At 40.9% G+C, this 20558-nt stretch carries 21 protein-coding genes; 13 read left to right on the forward strand and 8 right to left on the reverse strand.

From position 1 onward, the window contains the following. Positions 1-54: 54 nt before the first annotated feature. The 5 genes from LLF28_05240 to LLF28_05260 form a co-directional block, all read right to left on the reverse strand. Positions 55-1755, reverse strand: coding sequence for a nickel-dependent hydrogenase large subunit (locus tag LLF28_05240; GenBank protein MCE5194849.1), 1701 nt, complete (start codon positions 1753-1755; stop codon positions 55-57). Positions 1756-1775: 20 nt separating this feature from the next. Beyond that, complete coding sequence (gene hybB, locus LLF28_05245) at positions 1776-2912, reverse strand: Ni/Fe-hydrogenase cytochrome b subunit (protein MCE5194850.1); 1137 nt, start codon at positions 2910-2912, stop codon at positions 1776-1778. A gap of 15 nt (positions 2913-2927) precedes the next feature. Further along, positions 2928-3884 carry a hydrogenase 2 operon protein HybA gene (gene hybA / locus LLF28_05250; GenBank protein MCE5194851.1) on the reverse strand — a complete coding sequence of 319 codons (957 nt, stop codon included), beginning with the start codon at positions 3882-3884 and terminating at the stop codon, positions 2928-2930. Positions 3885-3887: 3 nt separating this feature from the next. Further along, positions 3888-5024 (reverse strand): hydrogenase small subunit, encoded by a 1137-nt coding sequence (locus LLF28_05255; GenBank protein MCE5194852.1) that lies wholly within the window; start codon positions 5022-5024, stop codon positions 3888-3890. 400 nt (positions 5025-5424) lie between these two features. Beyond that, positions 5425-5955, reverse strand: a complete 531-nt coding sequence (locus LLF28_05260; protein MCE5194853.1) for a hypothetical protein — start codon at positions 5953-5955, stop codon at positions 5425-5427. A 107-nt stretch (positions 5956-6062) separates the two neighbouring features. Here LLF28_05260 and bioA point away from each other — a divergent pair, with 107 nt between their 5' ends. The 3 genes from bioA to LLF28_05275 are packed head-to-tail and all read left to right on the forward strand — an operon-like array spanning position 6063 to position 8356. Continuing rightward, the gene (gene bioA / locus LLF28_05265; protein ID MCE5194854.1) at positions 6063-7427 is read left to right on the forward strand and encodes an adenosylmethionine--8-amino-7-oxononanoate transaminase; all 1365 of its coding nucleotides are present in this window, start codon (positions 6063-6065) and stop codon (positions 7425-7427) included. 22 nt (positions 7428-7449) lie between these two features. Continuing rightward, a complete protein-coding gene (locus LLF28_05270) occupies positions 7450-7911 on the forward strand; it encodes an OsmC family protein (GenBank protein MCE5194855.1) in 462 nt (153 codons plus the stop codon). Beyond that, positions 7904-8356 (forward strand): hypothetical protein, encoded by a 453-nt coding sequence (locus LLF28_05275; GenBank protein MCE5194856.1) that lies wholly within the window; start codon positions 7904-7906, stop codon positions 8354-8356. Before LLF28_05270 ends, LLF28_05275 begins: the two co-directional genes overlap by 8 nt. On the opposite strand, the gene LLF28_05280 is transcribed toward LLF28_05275, so the two are convergent. From LLF28_05280 to LLF28_05290, 3 genes are all read right to left on the reverse strand, one after another. After that, a complete protein-coding gene (locus LLF28_05280) occupies positions 8348-8515 on the reverse strand; it encodes an Rdx family protein (GenBank protein ID MCE5194857.1) in 168 nt (55 codons plus the stop codon). The two genes, LLF28_05275 and LLF28_05280, sit on opposite strands and share 9 nt — an antisense overlap. A 76-nt stretch (positions 8516-8591) precedes the next feature. Continuing rightward, on the reverse strand, positions 8592-9566 hold the full coding sequence (pdxA, locus tag LLF28_05285; GenBank protein ID MCE5194858.1) for a 4-hydroxythreonine-4-phosphate dehydrogenase PdxA: 975 nt from the start codon (positions 9564-9566) through the stop codon (positions 8592-8594). Then, entirely contained in the window at positions 9563-9979 is a 417-nt protein-coding gene (locus tag LLF28_05290) for a secondary thiamine-phosphate synthase enzyme YjbQ (GenBank protein ID MCE5194859.1), read from the reverse strand. The genes pdxA and LLF28_05290 overlap by 4 nt, the downstream gene beginning before the upstream one ends. 281 nt (positions 9980-10260) lie before the next feature. Here LLF28_05290 and LLF28_05295 point away from each other — a divergent pair, with 281 nt between their 5' ends. The 10 genes from LLF28_05295 (at position 10261) to LLF28_05340 (ending at position 20513) form a co-directional block, all read left to right on the forward strand. After that, complete coding sequence (locus LLF28_05295; GenBank protein MCE5194860.1) at positions 10261-11451, forward strand: DUF401 family protein; 1191 nt, start codon at positions 10261-10263, stop codon at positions 11449-11451. Between the two features lie 95 nt (positions 11452-11546). Next, a complete protein-coding gene (locus tag LLF28_05300; GenBank protein MCE5194861.1) occupies positions 11547-12020 on the forward strand; it encodes a hypothetical protein in 474 nt (157 codons plus the stop codon). Between the two features lie 26 nt (positions 12021-12046). Further along, positions 12047-12403: a CD225/dispanin family protein gene (locus LLF28_05305; GenBank protein MCE5194862.1), complete on the forward strand. Its 357-nt coding sequence runs from the start codon at positions 12047-12049 to the stop codon at positions 12401-12403. 33 nt (positions 12404-12436) lie between these two features. Continuing rightward, positions 12437-12820 (forward strand): DUF2752 domain-containing protein, encoded by a 384-nt coding sequence (locus LLF28_05310; GenBank protein MCE5194863.1) that lies wholly within the window; start codon positions 12437-12439, stop codon positions 12818-12820. Between the two features lie 108 nt (positions 12821-12928). Then, positions 12929-13270 (forward strand): preprotein translocase subunit YajC, encoded by a 342-nt coding sequence (yajC, locus tag LLF28_05315; protein MCE5194864.1) that lies wholly within the window; start codon positions 12929-12931, stop codon positions 13268-13270. 1 nt (position 13271) lies between these two features. Further along, positions 13272-13934 (forward strand): HD domain-containing protein, encoded by a 663-nt coding sequence (locus LLF28_05320; GenBank protein ID MCE5194865.1) that lies wholly within the window; start codon positions 13272-13274, stop codon positions 13932-13934. A gap of 90 nt (positions 13935-14024) precedes the next feature. After that, entirely contained in the window at positions 14025-15650 is a 1626-nt protein-coding gene (gene secD, locus LLF28_05325) for a protein translocase subunit SecD (protein MCE5194866.1), read from the forward strand. Between the two features lie 12 nt (positions 15651-15662). Beyond that, the gene (secF, locus tag LLF28_05330) at positions 15663-16574 is read left to right on the forward strand and encodes a protein translocase subunit SecF (GenBank protein ID MCE5194867.1); all 912 of its coding nucleotides are present in this window, start codon (positions 15663-15665) and stop codon (positions 16572-16574) included. A 69-nt stretch (positions 16575-16643) separates the two neighbouring features. After that, a complete protein-coding gene (gene recJ / locus LLF28_05335; protein MCE5194868.1) occupies positions 16644-18344 on the forward strand; it encodes a single-stranded-DNA-specific exonuclease RecJ in 1701 nt (566 codons plus the stop codon). 39 nt (positions 18345-18383) lie between these two features. Beyond that, positions 18384-20513 (forward strand): bifunctional (p)ppGpp synthetase/guanosine-3',5'-bis(diphosphate) 3'-pyrophosphohydrolase, encoded by a 2130-nt coding sequence (locus LLF28_05340; protein MCE5194869.1) that lies wholly within the window; start codon positions 18384-18386, stop codon positions 20511-20513. Positions 20514-20558: the final 45 nt, after the last annotated feature.

The following is a 20558-nucleotide window of genomic DNA, read 5'->3' on the forward strand; positions in this document are numbered from 1 at the left end:
GAGGAGCCTTTAATCAGGCTCCTCAATGTATATGCCGGCAATTTCCGAGTATTCTTAGAATGCCGTTACTTTAACAATCTCTTTCTTGTTTTTGTCAACAACATGGATTGCACATGCAAGACACGGGTCGAACGAATGGATTGTTCTTAATGCCTCAAGAGGCTTTTCAGGATCAGCAATTGGATTGCCTATCAAAGATGCCTCATAAGGTCCGAGATCATCTGACTGATTTCTTGGTCCTGCATTCCATGTTGAAGGAACAACGCACTGGTAATTCTTGATCTTGCCGTTCTTTATAACAACCCAGTGCGAAAGAACTCCTCTTGGAGCTTCATGGAATCCAAAGCCTCTGATCTCTCCGCTTGGGAATTCAGGTTTGTTATATGTAGCAGTATCTCCCTTGCCGATATTGTTGATCAGAAGGTTCCACTGTTTTAAAAGCACTTCGTGCAGAACAGCGCATCTGATTGCGCGCGCCGCATGACGGCCTATTGTGGAGTGGAGCGCTGATATCGGCACTTTTGCTCCAGCAAGAGCGCTTACTGTTGCGAGAGCTTTTTCAGCATATTTCTTTGCAATAGGATTCCCTGATGCATAAAGAGCAAGCACGTTTGCCAATGGACCAACCTGCGCAGGCTTACCGTTGAATGACGGAGACTTTACCCATGAATACTTTCCGTCGTCCTTAAAATCCGTGTATTTAGGAACTGTGTCCTCTTCCCATGGATGTTTAGTCCAGTTGCCGTCATACCATGAATGTTTTATGCTTTCTTTTACCCCATTCTTGAACAGGTCATCCTGAAAACTTTTTATTGGTTTGAATGCGCCTATGTTTCCATTTTCGATGTAACCGCCGGCAAGCTCGAAGGTCGTGCCTTTAGTGTCCAGAGGGAACTCAGGAACTGAAAGATAGTTGGTCACGCCCGAGCCGTATTTTGTCCAGTCGGCGTAGAAAGCTCCGACAGCGCAGACATCAACGAAATAAACATCGTTAATGAATCTTCCTATCTCATCAATGATTGTCTTGATGAAATAAAGTTTCTCAACTGTGAGCGTTGATGGGCTGCTTGGATTGATTGCATTAGCAACACCTCCTACAGCCAGATTCTGGATATGTGGCGTTTTCCCGCCAAGCACAGAGACTATCTTATTTGCTGTTCTCTGATATTCAAGAGCCTGCAGATAATGAGATGCTGCAAGCAGATTGACTTCAGGAGCAAGCTTCATTGCAGGATGCCCCCAGTATCCATTTGCAAAGATACCGAGCTGTCCTGAACTTACAAATGTCTTTAGTCTCTCCTGAACATCTTTAAAGTGCTGCTGGCTGTTTATTGGCCATTTTGACACGCTCTGTGCGAGTCTCGATGTTTTAGCAGTATCTGCTTTCAAGGCTGAAACAATATCCACCCAGTCAAGCGCTGACAGGTGGTAGAAGTGAACGATATGATCGTGAATAGCGTGTGCAGCAACAATCAGGTTTCTTATGTACTGTGCGTTCAATGGTATCTCAAGCTTGAGTGCATTTTCGACTGCTCTTACTGATGCAACAGCATGAACAGTTGTGCAAACACCGCATATTCTTTGTGTGAAGAGCCATGCTTCGCGGGGATCCCTCCCTTTCAGTATTACTTCAATTCCGCGCCACATTTGGCCCGATGACCAGGCATTTTTAACTTTGCCGCCATCTATCTCGCAGTCTATTCTAAGATGGCCTTCGATTCTTGTTACAGGGTCAATCGTAATTCGCTTTGCCATATGAATCTCCTCCTATAAATTTATGTATGCCGCAGAACAGGCAATACAGGCAGTTTTTTTACTAAATATAAATATCCCATTATCTCTATAGAAATGAAACCAAGGGTGATCATTGTCTCTGAGAAAGATGGGAAGTAATGCCATCCCGGACCCGGATCAAATCCGACCAGAAAGGCGTTGAATCTATAGACTGAACCTGCAAGCAGCATTGAGACAGCGGCGATGAATATCATGCGCGGCTTAGTCAGATTTTTCGACTGAAACAAAATAACAACAGGTATTAAATACAGTATATTTTCTACTATAAACATGAATCCCTTGAAATCACCGTTTAATGCAAGACCGAGCTGTCCTCTGTAGATAAGCTCGCCAAAACGCACAACAAGATAAAAGACTATAAGCCTCGGTATTATTTTTGAAAGTTTCCCAAGTATCGGAGTTTCAAGAGGCATTCTGAATCCAAGAGATGAAAGAATTGACTCCATCACGACTATGGAGTAGCCCATTGTTATGGCAGTTGTGAGAAACAATAACGGAAGAAGATTTGTCTGCCACAGAGGCGATACCTTTTGTCCAGCTATAATAAGCAGAGAACCTAGAGATGACTGGTGCATTGTGGGAAGCAGAATGCCTATAGCGATAAATATAAACATGAACTTATTGGCTATTTTCAAATACTTTTCTGTTTTCCATTTTTCTAGGAATGAAGGAGTGAACTCGATCCAGAGAACTAAGACGTACAAGGCTATGCAGACCCCAACCTCAAACAGTATCGAGTTAATCTGCGAAAACCACGGCAGGAACATATTATGCAGCTGCCAGTAACGTCCAACATCGAAAAATATTGATACGCCAGCCAGTGTATATCCAAACACGCTTGTAAGTATGGCTGAACGTATAAGAGGATAGTACTCGCCTTTGTTTAAAACATATATCAACAGGGCCATTGCGTAACCGCCGCAAGCAAGCGCTGTACCGACAACAACATCATATGCAATCCATATTCCCCATGGATAACCGTCAGTGAGATTTGTTACAGAACCCACGCCGAATATAAGTCTTTTAATCAGCAGGATCCCAGCGATTGCCAAAATGACCAAGCAGACCAGAAACGGTTTTGTAAGGATTTTTCCGCCTAGCGGCTTGTTATCTGCCATGTCTTTTCTCCTTTTTTATTTATCATCTTTTTTTGTATTCTTGTATACCGTAAACAGAAGGCCTGCTAACAACGCAACAGGTCCGATCATGCCTTTATAAATTCCGTGCTGTATGCCCTCTGAAACAGCAGCATCTGCTCTATCGGAAAGTTTAGGAAGTCCAAGTTTTTCATGGGATACTCCTGCGAGGAAAAGAACCTGTGTTCCTCCGCCTTCTTTCTCACCGTAAATATGCTGAAAATATTTTCCTGCTGGCCGGGCTGTTGTGTCTTTTGAGTTAATTGACGCTACAGGAAACACATTTTCTTCGCCAGGCTTCATTTCCAGTCTTCGTTTTGCCTCTTTAAGAAGGTCATTAACATTGCCGAAAAGTGATGCTCCTGTAGGGCATACATCGCAGCAGGCTGATATCTTTCCCTTCTTAATAAGGTGAGAACATAGCTGACATTTTCTGATCTGCGGAAATGCCTCAAGCCACTCGAATTTAGGAATATTATACGGACATGCAAGCTGGCAATAGCGACAGCCTACACATGCATCTTTATTGTATTCAACAATACCGTTTTTAGGATTTTTTGTGAGTGCTTTTACAGGACAGGCTGAGATGCACGAAGGATCAATGCAGTGCATGCAATGTCTCTTTATGTATGAATACCCGGTCTCATTATCTTTTTCAGTGCCGGCGCCGTGTTTGTAAAGCTTGATGATATTCAGCGTCTTGCCTGAAAGATCTATAGGGTCATCATAGAGCTTTTCCTCTGTAGTATGATCAGGAGGCATGTCATTATTCTGCTTGCAGGCAGCTACACAGGCCTTGCATCCAACGCAGAGCGTGGCATCATAAAGAATGCCAAGCGCATCAGATGAAAGTGTCTTTCGAGGCTCTGCTGCAAAGACAGAGGGAGCGTCTGCTGCTAGCAGCAGACTGCTGCATGCAACTCCTTTAATAAAATCTCTCCTCTTTAGATCCATGGCCTACCTCACTTTTTTATTATCTTTATTTTCTTCTTCGGATTCACCAAGTTTTTTAGCAACTGATACGCCTGCTCCGATTGCTGCGCCTGCAATACCTGCAACAACTGCAGCGCCGAGAACTGTTGCGCCGCCGCTCTTCTCTTCAACGATTCGCGGATATGTGTCTGGTGGGGTAAAGTTTTTAACCTTAGCAACAGTATGAAGCGGTATATTGAAGCCTACGCCTTTTTCTGTACAGCCGAAACATGGATGTCCAACTCCAACAGGCCATGTGCCTGCTCCTGCTCCGGTGTCGCCAAACTGAATTGACGGACAGTTTGAATATGTTTCTGGTCCTTTGCATCCAAGTTTATAGAGACACCAGCCTTTTCTATGACCATCGTCTCCGAACTGTTTTGCGAATCTTCCTGCATCATAATGAGGTCTGCGTTCGCAATTCTCATGTATAAGCTCGCCGTATGCGAATTTAGGTCTGCCTTTATCGTCAAGTTCGGGAAGTTTTTTAAATGTCAGAAAGTGAATTACAGTTGAAAGAAGATTGTATGGATTTGGCGGACATCCCGGGATTGCTACAACAGGCTTGTCTTTAATAATTTCTGATACAGGTTTAGCGCCGGTTGGATTTGGACCTGCTGACGGTATCCCACCCCATGATGCACATGAGCCCATTGCAATGATCGCTGCTGCATGAGGCGCTGTTTCCTTTAGAATCTCGAGTGCGGTTTTTCCTGCAATCTTGCAGTATATCCCATTGTCTTTTGTAGGGATTGAGCCGTCGACTACGAGAATGAATTTCCCCTTGTTTTCTTCGATGGATTTTTTCTTTAAAGCCTCGACCTGATGTCCAGCTGCTGCGCAGAGAGTTTCAGAGTAGTCGAGAGAAATGAGATCAAGAATAAGATGTTCCAGTGTAGGGTGAGTTGACCTTAATAAAGACTCAACGCATCCGGTACATTCCTGGAATGACAGCCAAATTACCGGCGGTCTTTTGGGGTTAATTATTGCCTCGGCAATTTCTGCTCCCATGCCTAGAGGCAGCCCCATACTTGCAGCCATGACAGTACAGAATTTCAGAAAATCTCTTCGCGATACTCCGCCAAGCCGTTTTCTGACAGACTCAAAATCATGCTTGTTCATCAGTATCCTCCTGTTAAATTATCTTGAGATTGTGTTCTAATGCACATCCCTGCAACTGATGCAAAAGAACAAGTATTCCTTTATTTGCATTAATTTATAACCCCTTCAGTATATAGTCAAATGAATATTTTTTATAAGTCTATAGTTTAGATTATATAAGGGAAGCAAAAATAAAAAAAGACCATTTTTTTCAAAGAAATGAATTTTTAACCTGTTTTTTGACATCAGCTCTCTGATTTGCTGAAATATATAATTATGTTCTCGAACACGGCCAAAAATTGAAAATCTCGCTTATCAGTTTCTTTGCAGAAGAATTTAATTTTCCAGGATATTGAGATGTTTACTAAAAACTAGAGGCGCGGCATAAAACTGCCTCGCCTCTAGTAAATGATATATTATGTTACGCTGCTTTCTGTTTACAGAAGCAATTTTTCCAGACAGAAAATATCACTCCAAAAAGACCGAGGATGGAAAGCCCTCCTCCTATGATTGCAAGAAGCTCGAATGAGTTTTTAGCTGCGCCAGTGTTTCCAAGGAAAGGCGCTTTTAGTCCAACACAAAACCAGAACAAAGAATAAGAGAGGGGTCCTATCCCAAGGGCAAGAGAGCTCAATTTTTCAATCAGGCCGAGTTTGGAAACAAGAATAAGAATACAGATAGCTGCAAGAGAAAAAACTCCGATAGCTCCTCCGTGAAGATGAGATCTTATTAAATAGGAAAATGATTTTTTCACAACAGCATCCATTTTCTGCGCATCACCTTTATAAACGGATTCCAGAACGCTTTTCCCTGAATCATCAAGGTATTTTTTTATGACTTCTTCTCCTATTCCGAATGTTCCTCCTAGGCCGAAACTAAAAAGGACTGCGATCAATGCAAGAAGAATTCCTGCTGCGACTGTTTTTGGGACTGACATAAATTGATTTGCCATGATTTAACCCTCCATTATTTTTTTGTTCTCTCTGGATTTCAATTATGATTGTATGACAAGACGATTAACGTGTCAAGGCGGTGTGATATACTTAACACATCCATAATATGAGCGATATAAATAACAGAAAAAAACTCTTAGAGGCTGACAGAAAATTCATCTGGCATCCATTCACGCAGATGAAAGAGTGGGCTGAGACCGAGCCTGTCATCATCTCTGAAGCAAGAGACTGTTTCATAAAAGACATTGACGGCAGATGGTATCTCGACGGAGTGTCATCAATCTGGGTGAACATCCACGGCCACAGAAAAAAAGAGATTGATGAGGCAATAAAAGAACAAGTTGATAAAGTCTCGCACTCAACACTTCTTGGATTAAGCAATGTTCCGGCAATAAAGCTTGCAGAGAGACTTGCAAAGCTCATGCATGATTCTGGCTTTAATATTTCTAAGACTTTTTATTCTGATAATGGTTCAACATCAGTTGAAGTCGCATTAAAGATGGCATTCCAGTATTGGATACATAAGGGAGTGAAAGGCAGAAACACATTTCTCTCTTTGAACAACGCATATCATGGAGATACATTGGGCGCGGTAAGTGTCGGCGGCATAGATATTTTTCACAAGACATTCAAGCCATTGTTGTTCAAAACATATAAAGCTCCGTCTCCATACTGCTACAGGTGTGAACTTAAACTTAGTTATCCGAGTTGCAAAATGGCGTGTCTTAAAAAAATGGAGGATATTCTAAAAAAATATTCATCCAGCATCGCTGCAGTTATAATCGAACCGCTGGTTCAAGCAGCAGGCGGAATGATTGTCTCGCCAGAAGGATATTTAAAAGGGGTCAGAGATCTATGCACAAAATATAATGTTCTAATGATAGCTGATGAGGTTGCAACGGGATTCGGAAGAACAGGGAAGATGTTTGCCTGCGAACATGAAAAAGTAACCCCGGATATAATCTGTCTTTCGAAAGGAATTACAGGTGGATATCTGCCTTTGTCAGTAACAGTCACAAACAATGAGATCTATAATGCATTTCTTGGCGAGTTCAAAGATTTAAAAACATTTTTCCACGGTCATTCATACACAGGAAACCCTATTGCATGCGCAGCGGCTCTGGCATGTCTTGAGATATTCGAGAAAGAAGAAACACTGAAAAAACTTCAGCCTAAAATCCAGATGCTTAAAGAGTGGCTCAAAGAAATATTATCCATGCCGAGTGTTGGAGACGTCAGAAACAAAGGGCTTATGGCAGGAGTTGAATTAGTCGAGAATAAAAAAACTAAAAAGCCGTATCAATGGGAAGATAAAATTGGATGGAAGATTGCAAATTATGCGAGAGAAAATGGAGTCTTCTTAAGACCACTTGGAAATGTGATTGTAATAATGCCGCCTTTGAGCATAAGCGAGGTGAATCTAGAGCAGATGCTTGTGGTGGTAAAAAACGCAATTAGTGGAGTACAATAAAACTGATTTTCAGGTGAATAGAATGGAAAACGAACATGAGAACATAGACCTTAGCTGCCATGATGAAAAGAACAGGCATTTACTTAAAACTACACTAAATCTTGAGAAGGATTTAGTTTTTAAAGCAAGAACACAGAGCGGTTACGAGATTGATTTTGATGCCAATGTAGAGTGGGGATGCATGCCCACAGAGTCTTTGCTTATGAGTCTTTCAGGCTGTCATGCAATATATGTCGTGTCTTTTCTTAGAAAAATGAAGGTTGAGATTGCAAGCTTTAAGATGAACATATCAGGCGAGAGAAGATCAAACCCTCCGCAGTATTTCAGATCAATCGAAATGGTTATAAATATCTCAGGCAAAAACATTACTCCTGAAAAAATGGATAAGGCTATATCTTTATCAAAGGAAAAATACTGTTCTGTGCAGCATTCGCTCAGAAAAGATTTAAAGATTAACGTGAAATATAATATAACGAATGAGTAAAAAATCAATCATACTGCTTTTTCTGTTGATACTTTCTCCAGTAATCATATATCTTCTCTGGCCATCTGATGAGGCAAGGATCAAAAAATTGATTAAAGAAGGCTCAGCGGCAGTGGAGAAAAAAGACCTTGATGTTGTGATGTCAAAAATCTCATTCAATTATCAGGATGAATACGGAGTGTCATATCTGATCCTTAAAAAGGTTCTCGAAAACCAGTTCAAGGCAATGAATGACATAAAGATTGAATATGAAAACCTTAAGATAAGCGTTAAAGAAGAAAAGGCAAGTGCAGAGCTTGATATCAGGGTGATAGCAACTATAGGGAATGATACAGGATACATAATAGGAGACATAAAAGCCCCTATGCATTTAAAATTCTCTCTGGAAAAAGAACGCGCAAAGTGGCTTGTGATCAAGACAGAAGGACTTAAAATATCATTTTAGATTTTTTATTAGTATGATTACTTCCTGTTCTTCCGGAAATTTTCCTGCCTGATGCTTCGAATATATAATGTTTCCATCCACTATTACATCGAAAATGCCGTTATTTCCGGGAAGCAGATCGCTTCTGTACCCAACCTCTTTTTCAATTCGAGCCGCCAGGCTGGCAGCTTTAGGAAGATAGTTTCAAGGCACACAATATGTAATTGATATTTTCATTGTATTCTCCTTCAGAAAATTATATCCTGAGCCTTACTGCGAGTTTTATAGCTTCGATCATGCTTGATGGATTTGCGATCCCCTTCCATGCAATGTCATAAGCAGTGCCATGGTCAGGCGATGTTCTGATGATGGGAAGACCGATTGTTATATTTACTCCTTCTTCAAATGCAGTCATCTTAAGTGGAATTAAGCCCTGATCATGATACATGCAGATAACAATATCCAGTTCCTGATTATATGCTTTGTAAAATACTGTGTCTGGCGGATATGGACCTGTTACAGTAACTCCATGTTTTTTTGCCTCTGCAATTGCAGGAACAATCTCTTTTATCTCTTCATCTCCGAACATGCCTGCTTCTCCTGCATGAGGATTGAGGCCTGCAACTGCAATGCGGGGATGCTTAATGTCAAGCATGTCAGCGGCTTTTTTAGCAATCAGTATTGTTTTTAAAACTTTTTCTTTTGTAATTTGTTTAGGCACGGTTTTAATAGATGTATGAATCGTTACAAGCAGGACTTTTAATTGTCCGCCGATAAGCATCATTGCGTAGTCTTTTGTCCCAGTAAATTCAGCAAGCATCTCAGTATGACCGGGCCATTTCAAACCCGCCATATTCAATGATTCTTTTGAAATTGGCGCTGTCACAATTGCATCAACTTCTTTATTCAAGGCAAGTTCAACAGCTTTTTGGATGTAACTTACACATGCCTTTCCATTTTCAGCAGATGGTCTGCATGTATGAAATTTTTTCAGAAGCTTCAAGTCAATAAGATTTATGCATTCAGGGTCTGATATGCATTCATCTGCTGACTGGATTGTTTTTATTTTAATTTGAGATTGAAGAAGGCTGATTATTTCTTCGATAACTAATCTGTCGGCGATAATAATTGGCGTGCAGAGGTTCGTGATCTTATTAGATGAGACGGCCTTGATAATAATTTCAGGGCCTACGCCCGCAGCATCGCCCATTGTTATAGCAATCTTTTTCATTCCCCTATTATCTTAACCAAAACCCTTTTTTTTCTTTTCCCGTCAAACTCGCCGTAAAAAATCTGCTCCCACGGCCCGAAATCAAGTTTAGCGTTTGTAATAGCAACTATAACTTCCCTCCCCATAATCTGGCGCTTTAAATGCGCATCAGCATTGTCTTCAGCGTTATTGTGTTTATATTGTGTGACAGGTTCATTAGGCGCGAGTTTTTCAAGCCATTTATCAAAATCAGAATGCAGTCCCGATTCGTCATCATTTATAAAAACAGAGGCTGTGATGTGCATTGCATTAACAAGCACAATGCCCTCGCTTATTTTGCTTTCTCTCAGACACTCCTCAACCTGCGGAGTGATGTTTATAAACGCCCTTCTTGACGGGACATTGAACCACAGTTCTTTGCGAAATGTTTTCATGAACTAAATAATAACAACTCTGATTGTTTAACTACAAGGATTAATCACAATCAGTGATCAGTGAGGCAGTCACAGCTTCTAAGCCTTTTGTAAAGCGATTAAATTAATGTTTATATTGTCTGATTTAAGGTGATTCTGAAACAGCTTAACAGAGCGGGAGGGCTTGGCGCTGAAGTATCGCTGCAAAAGGCTTTTCATCCGCGCCTGCCGCACTTTATAAATGCCTGCTTACAAATAGTTGGATTATCAAACCATAAACAAACGACATGTTATAATTTGAAATGCTTGACGTTCTGAAAATCACTGCTGTATTTGTTATCATCCTGATCCTTCTCAGAAAAAAATGGAACATTGGGTATGTAATGCTCGTAGCTGCCGGTACACTTGCCTTGTTGTATTTAATGCCCCTGACTTTAATAGTATCCTCGATAAAAAACGCTCTTATTGACAAGGTAACAATCAAGCTTGCACTAGCGCTAACTATGATAAAGAGCTTTGAGCTTGTGCTTCGGGAGAATGATGTGCTTGCTGAGATGATGAAGGCGTCAAGGGCTCTGCTCCAGAGAAAAAAAGCGGTGATAATCTCGATGCCTCTGCTTATAGGTCTTCTTCCTTCAATCGGTGGCGCATATTTCTCAGCTCCAATGGTGGATGAATCCACAAAAGATATGAAGATGTCTCAAGAGGAAAAGGCATTTGTGAATTACTGGTTCAGGCATCCATGGGAATATATACTTCCGCTTTATCCCGGCATACTGCTTGCCTCAGCAGTAACAGGCATAGAATTAAGAACCATGATCATTGCTAACGCAACTTATGCTGTTTTTATTTTTGTGACAGGATTTATTTTTGGCATGAAAGAGGTAAAGGGAAAATTCCCTTTATCAGAAGGCATATCTAAAAAAGGCGCGCTGAGTTTTATCCCTGTCGCAGCTGTTCTTGCGCTTGTTGTTGTATTTAATTTCGAACTTCACTACGCGCTTTTGATTCTGCTGCTGGGGCTTTTCATTTTTTACAGATACAAAATCAAAAATATGGCAAGGGTTATTCTGCACGGCTTATCAATCGATGTTTTGCTCCTTATAGCTGGTGTGATGGTTTTTAAGGAGATTATGGAGGTTTCAGGCTCGGTAAAAAATCTAAGCGGAGTTCTGACTGAAACAGGAGTGCCTCTGATGCCGATTCTTGCGCTTCTGCCTTTTGTAAGCGGACTGCTCACAGGGCTTACAGCCGGTTTTGTTGGAACCACATTTCCTCTTATATTAAGCATTGTAAAAGAGCCTTCAATCGGTGTGATCACATTTGCTTTTGCCGCGGGATTTATGGGCGTTTTGTTCTCGCCGGTTCATGTCTGTCTTGTGCTGACAAGGGAGTATTTCAAGGCAGACATATGGGGAGTGTACAAAAAAATTATCCCGGCAGGTTTAATTGTTTTTTTCATCGCTGTTATAGAGTATTTTATTCTCAAGTAAATAATTTGATTAAAACGGAAAATTTAATTGACAAGTCAGATATAGTTGGATATAGTTAGCAATAACTTTGCGCACATTTTTTTCAGGAGTGGAAAATGTATTGTCCCAAATGCGGCGCCCAAAATGAGGATAACAATTTCAGATGTATAAAATGCAACTATGTAATTCAATCTGTACAGCCCCCATCAATTCATATTAAAGAAACAAATCCCGTTAAAATAGTGCTGTGGGTAGCAGTCCCGCTCATGATAGTTTTTATTCTTGGAATTCTTGCCGCAATCGCTATTCCTGCGTATATAAACGCGCAAACAAAGGCACGGGAAAATATAGCGCGCTCTCAGGCTAAGGCAGCTTGTTTTGTAGCGCAGGAATTATTCAGCCAGGATCCGAACAAGACAATAACATACGAGGATTTGGAAAAACAGGGGTTTATACGGCCTGATGTTGAAGTCTTGATAAAACAAGGAACAAGAGAGAACATGCTGATAAAAGCAAGGCATACAAAAGGCAAAAAGATTTATTCTGTTGACAAGGAATGCGTTATTTCAGAAATTACGCAGTGGAAATAAATCTATAATTAAAGACGGAGGACTCTATGTTTTGTACAAAATGCGGGACACAGAATGAGGATAATGCTTTCAAATGTATTAAATGCGGCAATGCTTTACAAAGAACTGCTAGTATACAAAGCACACAGAGTGTGCCGAATTATCTAGCACAGGCAATTTTGGTTACTATTTTTTGCTGTCTTCCATTTGGGATTCCAGCGATAGTATTTGCAGCACAGGTGAACGGCAAGCTTGCAGCAGGTGATTATAACGGAGCTCTAGAGACCTCAAAAAAAGCTAAGATGTGGTGCTGGGTATCTTTCTGGGTGGGACTGGGCGTTGTGATTCTCTACCTGCTGGCGCTGATGATCCCGCTTATGCTTGGAGGTTCAAAAAGTTTTTAATTTTTAATAAGCATTGGTAAAAATAACCTGGCTTTGAAATATCCAATATATTTATATATAGGAACAGCTTTATTTTTACTGCTGATATTTTTATTTAATCCGACTGAGTCGCTAATTTTCCCTCCCTGTCTGTTTAAAAAACTGACAGGATTTTACTGCCCGGGCTGCGGTTCATTGCGAGCATTTCACCAAATATTGCACGGCAATCTGGCTGCTGCTTTTGGATTTAATCCCATGGCTGTTTTGATGATCCCCTTTTTAGCAGGGTATATTTTGTATGATGGGGTCATGAATAAAATTTTTCAACAGAAAATTCTGATGCCGCCTATAGTGATCTGGACTCTGTTATTTATTATCATACTATTCGGAATCCTCAGAAACATCCCGATTTACCCTTTTATTCTGCTGGCGCCATAATGCAAAATATTTTCCTTTGTCTTGATTAAATAAGGCTAAAACGTATAGTATATAAATCGAAAAATTCTTTCCCCTTGATTAAAATCCCGGGGTAAACAGGAGGCTAAAATGTTTTCATTTACAGATATTGCGTGGGCAATGGGTCCGGCACAGCAGGATGGAGGAGCACAGGGCGCAGGCTCGATGATACAGTCTTTACTCCCCCTGATAATAATCTTTGTAATCTTTTATTTTCTCCTTATAAGACCTCAGCAAAAGAGGCAGAAGGAGCACAAGGCTATGATAAACAGCCTTAAAAGAGGCGACAAGATTGTTACTTCTAGCGGTATTTATGGTGTTGTTGAATCTGTCGGCACAATTACAGTGACAGTGAAGATCGCTGAAAATGTAAAGGTAAAATTCGGCAAAGACGCTGTTGCAGCTATCAGGCTGGCTTCAGAGGAAGAATAATTTGGCTCCTGATCTGGACAGATTACACAATAATATAAGGGCCAGGCTCTATATAAAGATGGCAGACAAATATCTTGATACCATCGGCTACACTGAACATGGTCTTAGACACACAGATATAGTATCTAAAACTGCATATGATATCATGAAGAAACTTTCCTATAATGAAAAAGATACGGAACTGGCAGCAGCAGCAGGATTTCTTCATGACATCGGCAATATGCTTGGAAGACAGAACCATCAGAATCTCGGAGCGATTCTCGCAAAGGAAGTGCTGGAAGAACTTGGATATGAATTAGAAGACATTGTTAAAATAATGATGGCAATAGCAATACACGAAGAGGACGGAGCAGAGATACCTGATGTTATTTCAGCAGCGCTTGTAATTGCCGATAAAGCTGATGTTCATAGAAGCAGGGTCAGAAACCCGAAGATGGTGAGCGAAGACATACACGACAGAGTAAATTATGCGGCAACAGAATCGAAGCTGAAAGTTGATCCTGATAAAAAACTTATAGTGCTTTCACTTGTCATAGACACAAAAATCTCTCAGGTGATAGAATATTTTGCGATATTTTTGACTCGTATGATGGCGTGCAAAAAAGCAGCCGGTGTTTTGGGCTGTGAGTTCGAGCTTTTTATAAACAATACTCGGATGGCATAAGCAGATTTAGAGTTAAAAGCTACAGGTTAACAAAGAAAAATTTATTTCTAACATTGAAATTTTAATTTTTATTTCAAATTTGGAGGGCAGATGAAGAAAAAGATAATTTGGAGATTCAGTCTTATCGGCGTAACCGTGGCTCTTGCAGCAGTTTTTTTCCTGCCAAATACACCTGTATTCAAGCATATGCCTGAATGGTGGAAAAAAAGCATGCCTGACAAGGGAATAGTGCTTGGTCTTGACCTTCAGGGAGGGATACACCTTGTATTCGAGGTCGAAGGCGACAAGGCTGTTGAGATAACAATAGACAGAATAAGCCAAACCTTAAAAGACCTGCTTGCAAAAAAGAAGATTAACGCTGAGATAACAGCAAAAGGGAAACAGATAATAGTCACGCCTTCAACTATGGAAGTGAGAAAGGCGATAGAGGAAAATTACCCATTTCTTATGGCAGTTGAAACAGGTTCAAAGCTTGTATATGAACTTACTGCAAAAGAAATGACAAAGATAAAGGATAATGCTTCTGATCAGGCTCTCGAGACAATCAGAAACAGGATTGACCAGTTTGGAGTTGCAGAACCTACTATTCACAGACAGGGGACAAATGAGATTGTTGTTCAGCTTCCGGGCATAAAAGATCCTAAAAGAGCAATAGAAATAATCGGCAAGACAGCACAGCTCGAATTCAAACTTGTTGACGAGTCGTCATCAGTGGCAGTTGAGATTCCTCAGACCGTAGATCCCGGCGAGGAAGAGGCATTATTGAAAAAGTTTGAAGGAAAAATCCCTGCCGATACCGAGATACTTTTTGAGAAAAGAACTAACAGGGAGACCGGAGCAGTAAGGAAATTCCCTATACTTCTTAAAAAGCAGGCTGTTATTACAGGCGATCTTCTGAAAGAGGCAAAAGTAAGTCTTGATCAGGGAAGCTTTGGCGAGCCGCATGTATCAATAGTATTTAATGCTTTGGGCGCAAAAAAATTCGAAGAGGTTACAGCAGCAAATGTTAAAAAGCGTCTAGCAATAATTCTTGATAACACTGTCTATTCATCGCCTGTTATCAGGGAGAGAATAGGCGGCGGCAACGCACAGATATCAGGAGGGTTTTCTTTGGAAGAGGCAAAAGATCTTGCAATAGTTCTTAAGGCCGGAGCTCTTCCTGCTCCTGTTAAGATGCTTCAAAATATAACAGTTGGTCCTTCGCTCGGCACAGACTCGATAGAAGCAGGAAAGCTGGCAGGAATAATGGGAACAATACTCGTAGCTCTGTTCATGATAATTTACTACCGCATGTCTGGATTTATTGCAGATCTTGCACTGATTTTCAATATAGTTCTGCTTCTTGGAGCAATGGCATCTTTAAATGCAACACTCACAATGCCGGGTATTGCAGGAATAATCCTCGCGATAGGAATGGCGGTTGACTCTAATGTGCTTATGTTTGAGAGGATGAGGGATGAACTGCATGCAGGAAAAACTCCGCGCGCCGCCGTAGATTCAGGGTATCACAAGGCATTCTGGACTATTTTCGACTCTCATGTAACAACTCTTATAACAGCAGCGGTTCTATTCCAGTTTGGCACAGGGCCTATAAAGGGATTTGCTGTTACATTGAGCCTCGGCGTAGCCATAAATCTTTTTACAGCGCTTATCGGCACAAAAACAGTTTTTGACCTTATAAATTCAATGCGTGACATAAAAAAACTGAGCATATAATCAGGAGGCTGAATGTTAGAGATAATAAAGAATACAAAAATAGATTTCATGGGCTGGAGAAAAACAGCTTTTGTTTTTTCAGGCATACTCTCGATTCTTGGAATCATTGCCATAGTGCAGATAGCCAATGGAAAGGCAAATCTTGGGATAGATTTTGCCGGCGGAACATCTATACAGCTTAAATTCGAGAAACCTGTGGTACTGCACGATGTCAGGCTTGCACTTGAAAATTCAGGCGTGAAGGACTTTGACCTTCAGGATCTTCCAAGTGTTAACAAGATACTAATCAGGATAAAGAAAACAGATCATGAGGTGGGGAAAACAGGAGAGTCGATCACAAACATAATCAGTCAAAGATTCCCTGACAATAAATATGCTGTTGATTCAACAACAGAGATTGGCCCAAAGGTCGGGAGCAGGCTGAGACTCGATGCAGCGCAGGCAGTAATATTCGCAGTCATAGGAATACTTGTATATGTAGCAATAAGGTTCCAGTTCAGATTCAGTGTTGGAGCAACAATCGCGACATTCCATGATGTGCTCGCAGTGCTTGGAATATTTTATTTGATGGGCCGCGAGATCAATCTTATACTTATTACAGCGCTTCTTACCATCGCGGGATATTCTCTGACTGATACAGTCGTTGTTTTTGACAGAATAAGAGAAAATCTCAGGTTCAGATTCAAGGAACCGCTTGATGTTGTTATGAACGCAAGCATAAATGAGGTGCTTTCAAGAACAATAGTAACCTCGCTCACAGTTCTTATCTCATCAGCTGCATTATTCTTTTTTGGAGGCGAGGTTATTCATGATTTTTCTCTTGCCATGATAATGGGCGTTATAATCGGGACATATTCCTCGATCTTCATAGCGAGCCCGGTTGTTCTGCTCTGGGGCGGGAAAAAACCTTTATCAAAAAAATAGATTTTGGATATAAGGCGGAAGAATTTTCTTATCAGAAACAAGGATAAATTCTTTCGCCTTTAAAAATATATGCATAGAAAGTGGCTTGTAAAAAGAACCAATCCTGAATACATAAGTTATATCTCAAAAACAGCTTCAATCTCTCCTGCGCTTGCAAAGATATTAGTGAACAGGGGAATAAAGACTGTTGAGAAGATAAAAAGCTTTATTGCCCCCTCTTTTTCTGCATTATCAAATCCATTTGATTTTGCAGGCTTGGAAACCGCTGTACAAAGAATCAAAAGCGCAATCTCTTCAAAAGAAAAGATTCTCATACACGGAGATTATGACGCTGACGGTCTTACTGCAACTGCAATAATGGTTCATGTAATAAATGCACTGGGCGGCGATGTGCATTATTTTATTCCAAACAGAATCCAGCATGGCTATGGATTCAATCTTGCCTCGATTGACCTTGCAAAAAAAATGGGAATCACACTGATAATCACGGTCGATTGCGGCATCACGGCATTTGATACTGCTTCGTATGCAAAAAAACAGAGGATAGAAGTGATAATCACGGACCATCATGAACCGTCTGACAAAAATATTCTGCCTGAGGCAGCAGCAGTTATAAATCCGAAATATTCAGCTCCTGGTTCTGATTCGGCAAATTTATCAGGCGCAGGCATTGCATTTAAGGTTGCACAGGCGCTGGATTCAGTTTTCCAAACAGAGTTTTCTTCAAAGCTTCTTGATCTTGCTGCAATAGGCACAATGGCAGATGTTGTTCCCATCATAGGCGAAAACAGGATAATTGTAAAAGAAGGACTCAAACTCATTGATCAGGGACATAGGACTGGGATAAGCGCTTTGAAAAGTATTGCGGGAATAGACAAGAGAGAGATCAGCGCAGGACTTCTTGCATTTACTCTTATCCCAAGGATCAATGCAGCCGGACGCATTGGCGATGCCGCAGATGTTGTCCGTCTTCTCACCTCTGATATCGCTGATGAAGTGTCAGGGCTTAGTTCATGGCTTGATAAGCTGAATTCTGAAAGACAGAAACTCGATGCTGATGTTTATCAGCAGGCGCTTTCGATAGTAAATGAAAAAAAAATAGGCAATGTTATCGTGCTTTCAGGAGAGGGATGGCATCAGGGTGTTCTTGGGATCGTTGCATCAAGGCTTGCAGACGAATTTTCAAGACCTGTTTTTGTTTTCGCTGTAAAAGACGGTATTGCAAAAGGTTCTGCAAGAAGCATCCCATGTTTTGACATATGCAGCGGACTTGCTGAATGCAAAGATCTCCTTCTTTCTTTTGGCGGACATAAGCAGGCGGCAGGCATAAAACTGAGTGCTGAAAATCTTGAGGCTTTTGAAAAAGCAATGCATGATTTAGTTAATAAAAGCGTGAGCGAGAGTGATCTTGAGCCATTGCTGGAAATCGATGCAGATGTCATGCTCTCGGAAGTGAATCATAATTTACTTAAAGAACTCGATATACTCCAGCCCTTTGGATATGGAAATCCGGAACCTGTCCTGGGTGCAAAAAAACTTGAGGTTGTTAATCCAAGAATAGTAGGGAGCAATCATCTGAAGATGAAGCTCAAGCAGGGCTCCCAGTCAATAGATGCTGTTGGTTTTGACATGGGAAAATTAAACGGTCTGCTTTCGAATGAAGATTCCCTACCTCAATATGTTGATGCGGTTTTCACTCCAGCGCTGAATGAATGGAATGGAGGCAGATATGTTCAACTGATCCTAAAGGCATTCAGACCCAGCCAATAAAAGCAGTGAACAGTTATTTTAAAATAGTATAATAGTTTTATGACTAATGGAGCGAAAACCATTGATGACCTGATAAAAAAAGTCTTTTTATATCATCCCGATGCCGACATAGAAATTCTTAAAAAAGCATTTGATTATTCAAGTGAAGCGCACAAAACCCAGACCCGCATTGAAGGCTCTCCGTTTATAAAACATCCTTTGGCAGTCGCATCGATCCTTGCTGACATGAAGATGGACACAACTACAATCGCTGCCGGATTGCTGCATGACACAATCGAAGATACAAATGTAACAGTCAAAGACATAAAAAGCAATTTTGGCGATGACATTGCATTTCTTGTAAACGCACTCACAAAACTTAGCAAGATAGAATTGATGTCAAAAGAAGAAGAGCAGGCAGAGAATTTCAGGAAAATGCTTCTTGCAATGGCTGAGGATGTGCGCGTAATACTCATAAAATTTGCTGACAGGCTCCACAATATGAGGACGCTCGAACATCTTTCCCAGCAAAAAAGAAAAAGGATTGCCGCTGAGACACTTGATATATATGCTCCGCTTGCAAACAGGCTTGGCATCGGCTGGTTAAAGATAGAACTTGAAGATCTGAGTTTCAAGTTCATTCTGCCTGAACTCTATAATGACCTTGCAAGAAAGATTGCCAGGAGAAAAGAAGAACAAGAAGGCTATCTTGAAAATGTTGTTGGAATAATAGAAAAGAAGTTGGAAGAAGAATCCATACAAGCAAAAGTTTCGAGCAGGGTAAAGCACGTGTATGGCATATATCAAAAAATGCAGGCGCAGAAAATAGTCTTTGAACAGATACATGATGTTCTGGGAATCCGCATCATCACAGACACAAAGGCTAACTGTTATGCAATCATGGGGATAATTCATTCGCTCTGGACTCCTGTGCCAGGCAGATTCAAGGATTTCATAGGCGTGCCAAAATCAAACATGTATCAGTCCCTGCACACAACAGTTATAGGACCAAAGGCTGAGCGTGTCGAGTTTCAGATAAGAACAGAGGACATGAACAGAATTGCAGAAGAAGGTATTGCTTCTCACTGGCGATATAAGGAAAAAGGAGTGTTATCTGAAAAAGACAGCAGATATATTTCATGGCTCAGGGAATTAATACAATCGCAAAAAGAGCTGCCGACCGCAACAGATTTTCTTGAGGAAGTAAAAGGAGCGGTTACCTCTGAGGTTGTTTATGTTTTTACCCCAAAAGGTGATATAAAAGACCTTCCTATAGGTTCGACTCCTGTTGATTTTGCATACAGCGTGCATACACAAATAGGACATAAATGTGTCGGCGCAAAAATTAACGACAAGATCGTGCCTCTGAAATACCAGTTAAAAAATGGGGATACAATAGAAATAATAACTTCGGCATCTCATTCCCCCAGCAGGGACTGGCTGAAATTTGTAGTTACTCAAAGGGCAAAGAGCAGGATAAAACAGTGGATCAAAACAGAAGAGAGGAAACAGAGCATTGAACTCGGCACAAAGCTTCTTGAAGAAAATCTCAAGAGAAATAATCTCAGCATATCATTGCTCAAATCAGACAATATCCTCGAGGCAGGGAAAGCGCTGGGGATGCAGACACTCGAAGACCTTCTTGTTGAAGTGGGATATGGAAAGATATCGCCTCATCAGATAATTAACAGGCTGCTTCCTGAAAAACCTCAGGAAGAGATAGTGCCAAAGGCACTGAAACCCGAAACAGAGCAGAAGGGCATAAGCATAAAAGGCGTTGATGATGTTCTTTACCATACAGCAAAATGCTGTTTCCCTGTTCCGGGAGATAATCTTGTTGGATTCATTACAAGGGGAAGAGGCGTAACCATACATAACAGCAAGTGTCAGAATCTTGAGAAACTCTCTGTTGATGATGAAAGATTTGTTGATGTTGAATGGAAACAGGAAGGCGAGGCAACATATCCGGCAAGGCTTACAGTCGAGGCTCTTGACAGCCAAGGGTTCCTTGCAGGACTCAGCGCGCTGATAACATCACTAAATGTAAATATAAGGAGCATAGAAGCCGCATCAACCACTGACAAAAAAGCCCATGTCGGATTGATAATCGAAGTAAAAGACAAAAAACAGCTATCAGCTCTCATACAAAAAATCGCATCTGTTGACGGAGTATTAAGAGTGGTGAGATGAATTTCTATATATGTAGTCTATTACATGTTTGGAGAAAAGATTCCA

This window comes from Nitrospiraceae bacterium (genome assembly GCA_021373015.1).
Classification (GTDB): Bacteria; Nitrospirota; Thermodesulfovibrionia; order Thermodesulfovibrionales; family UBA1546; genus JAJFTJ01.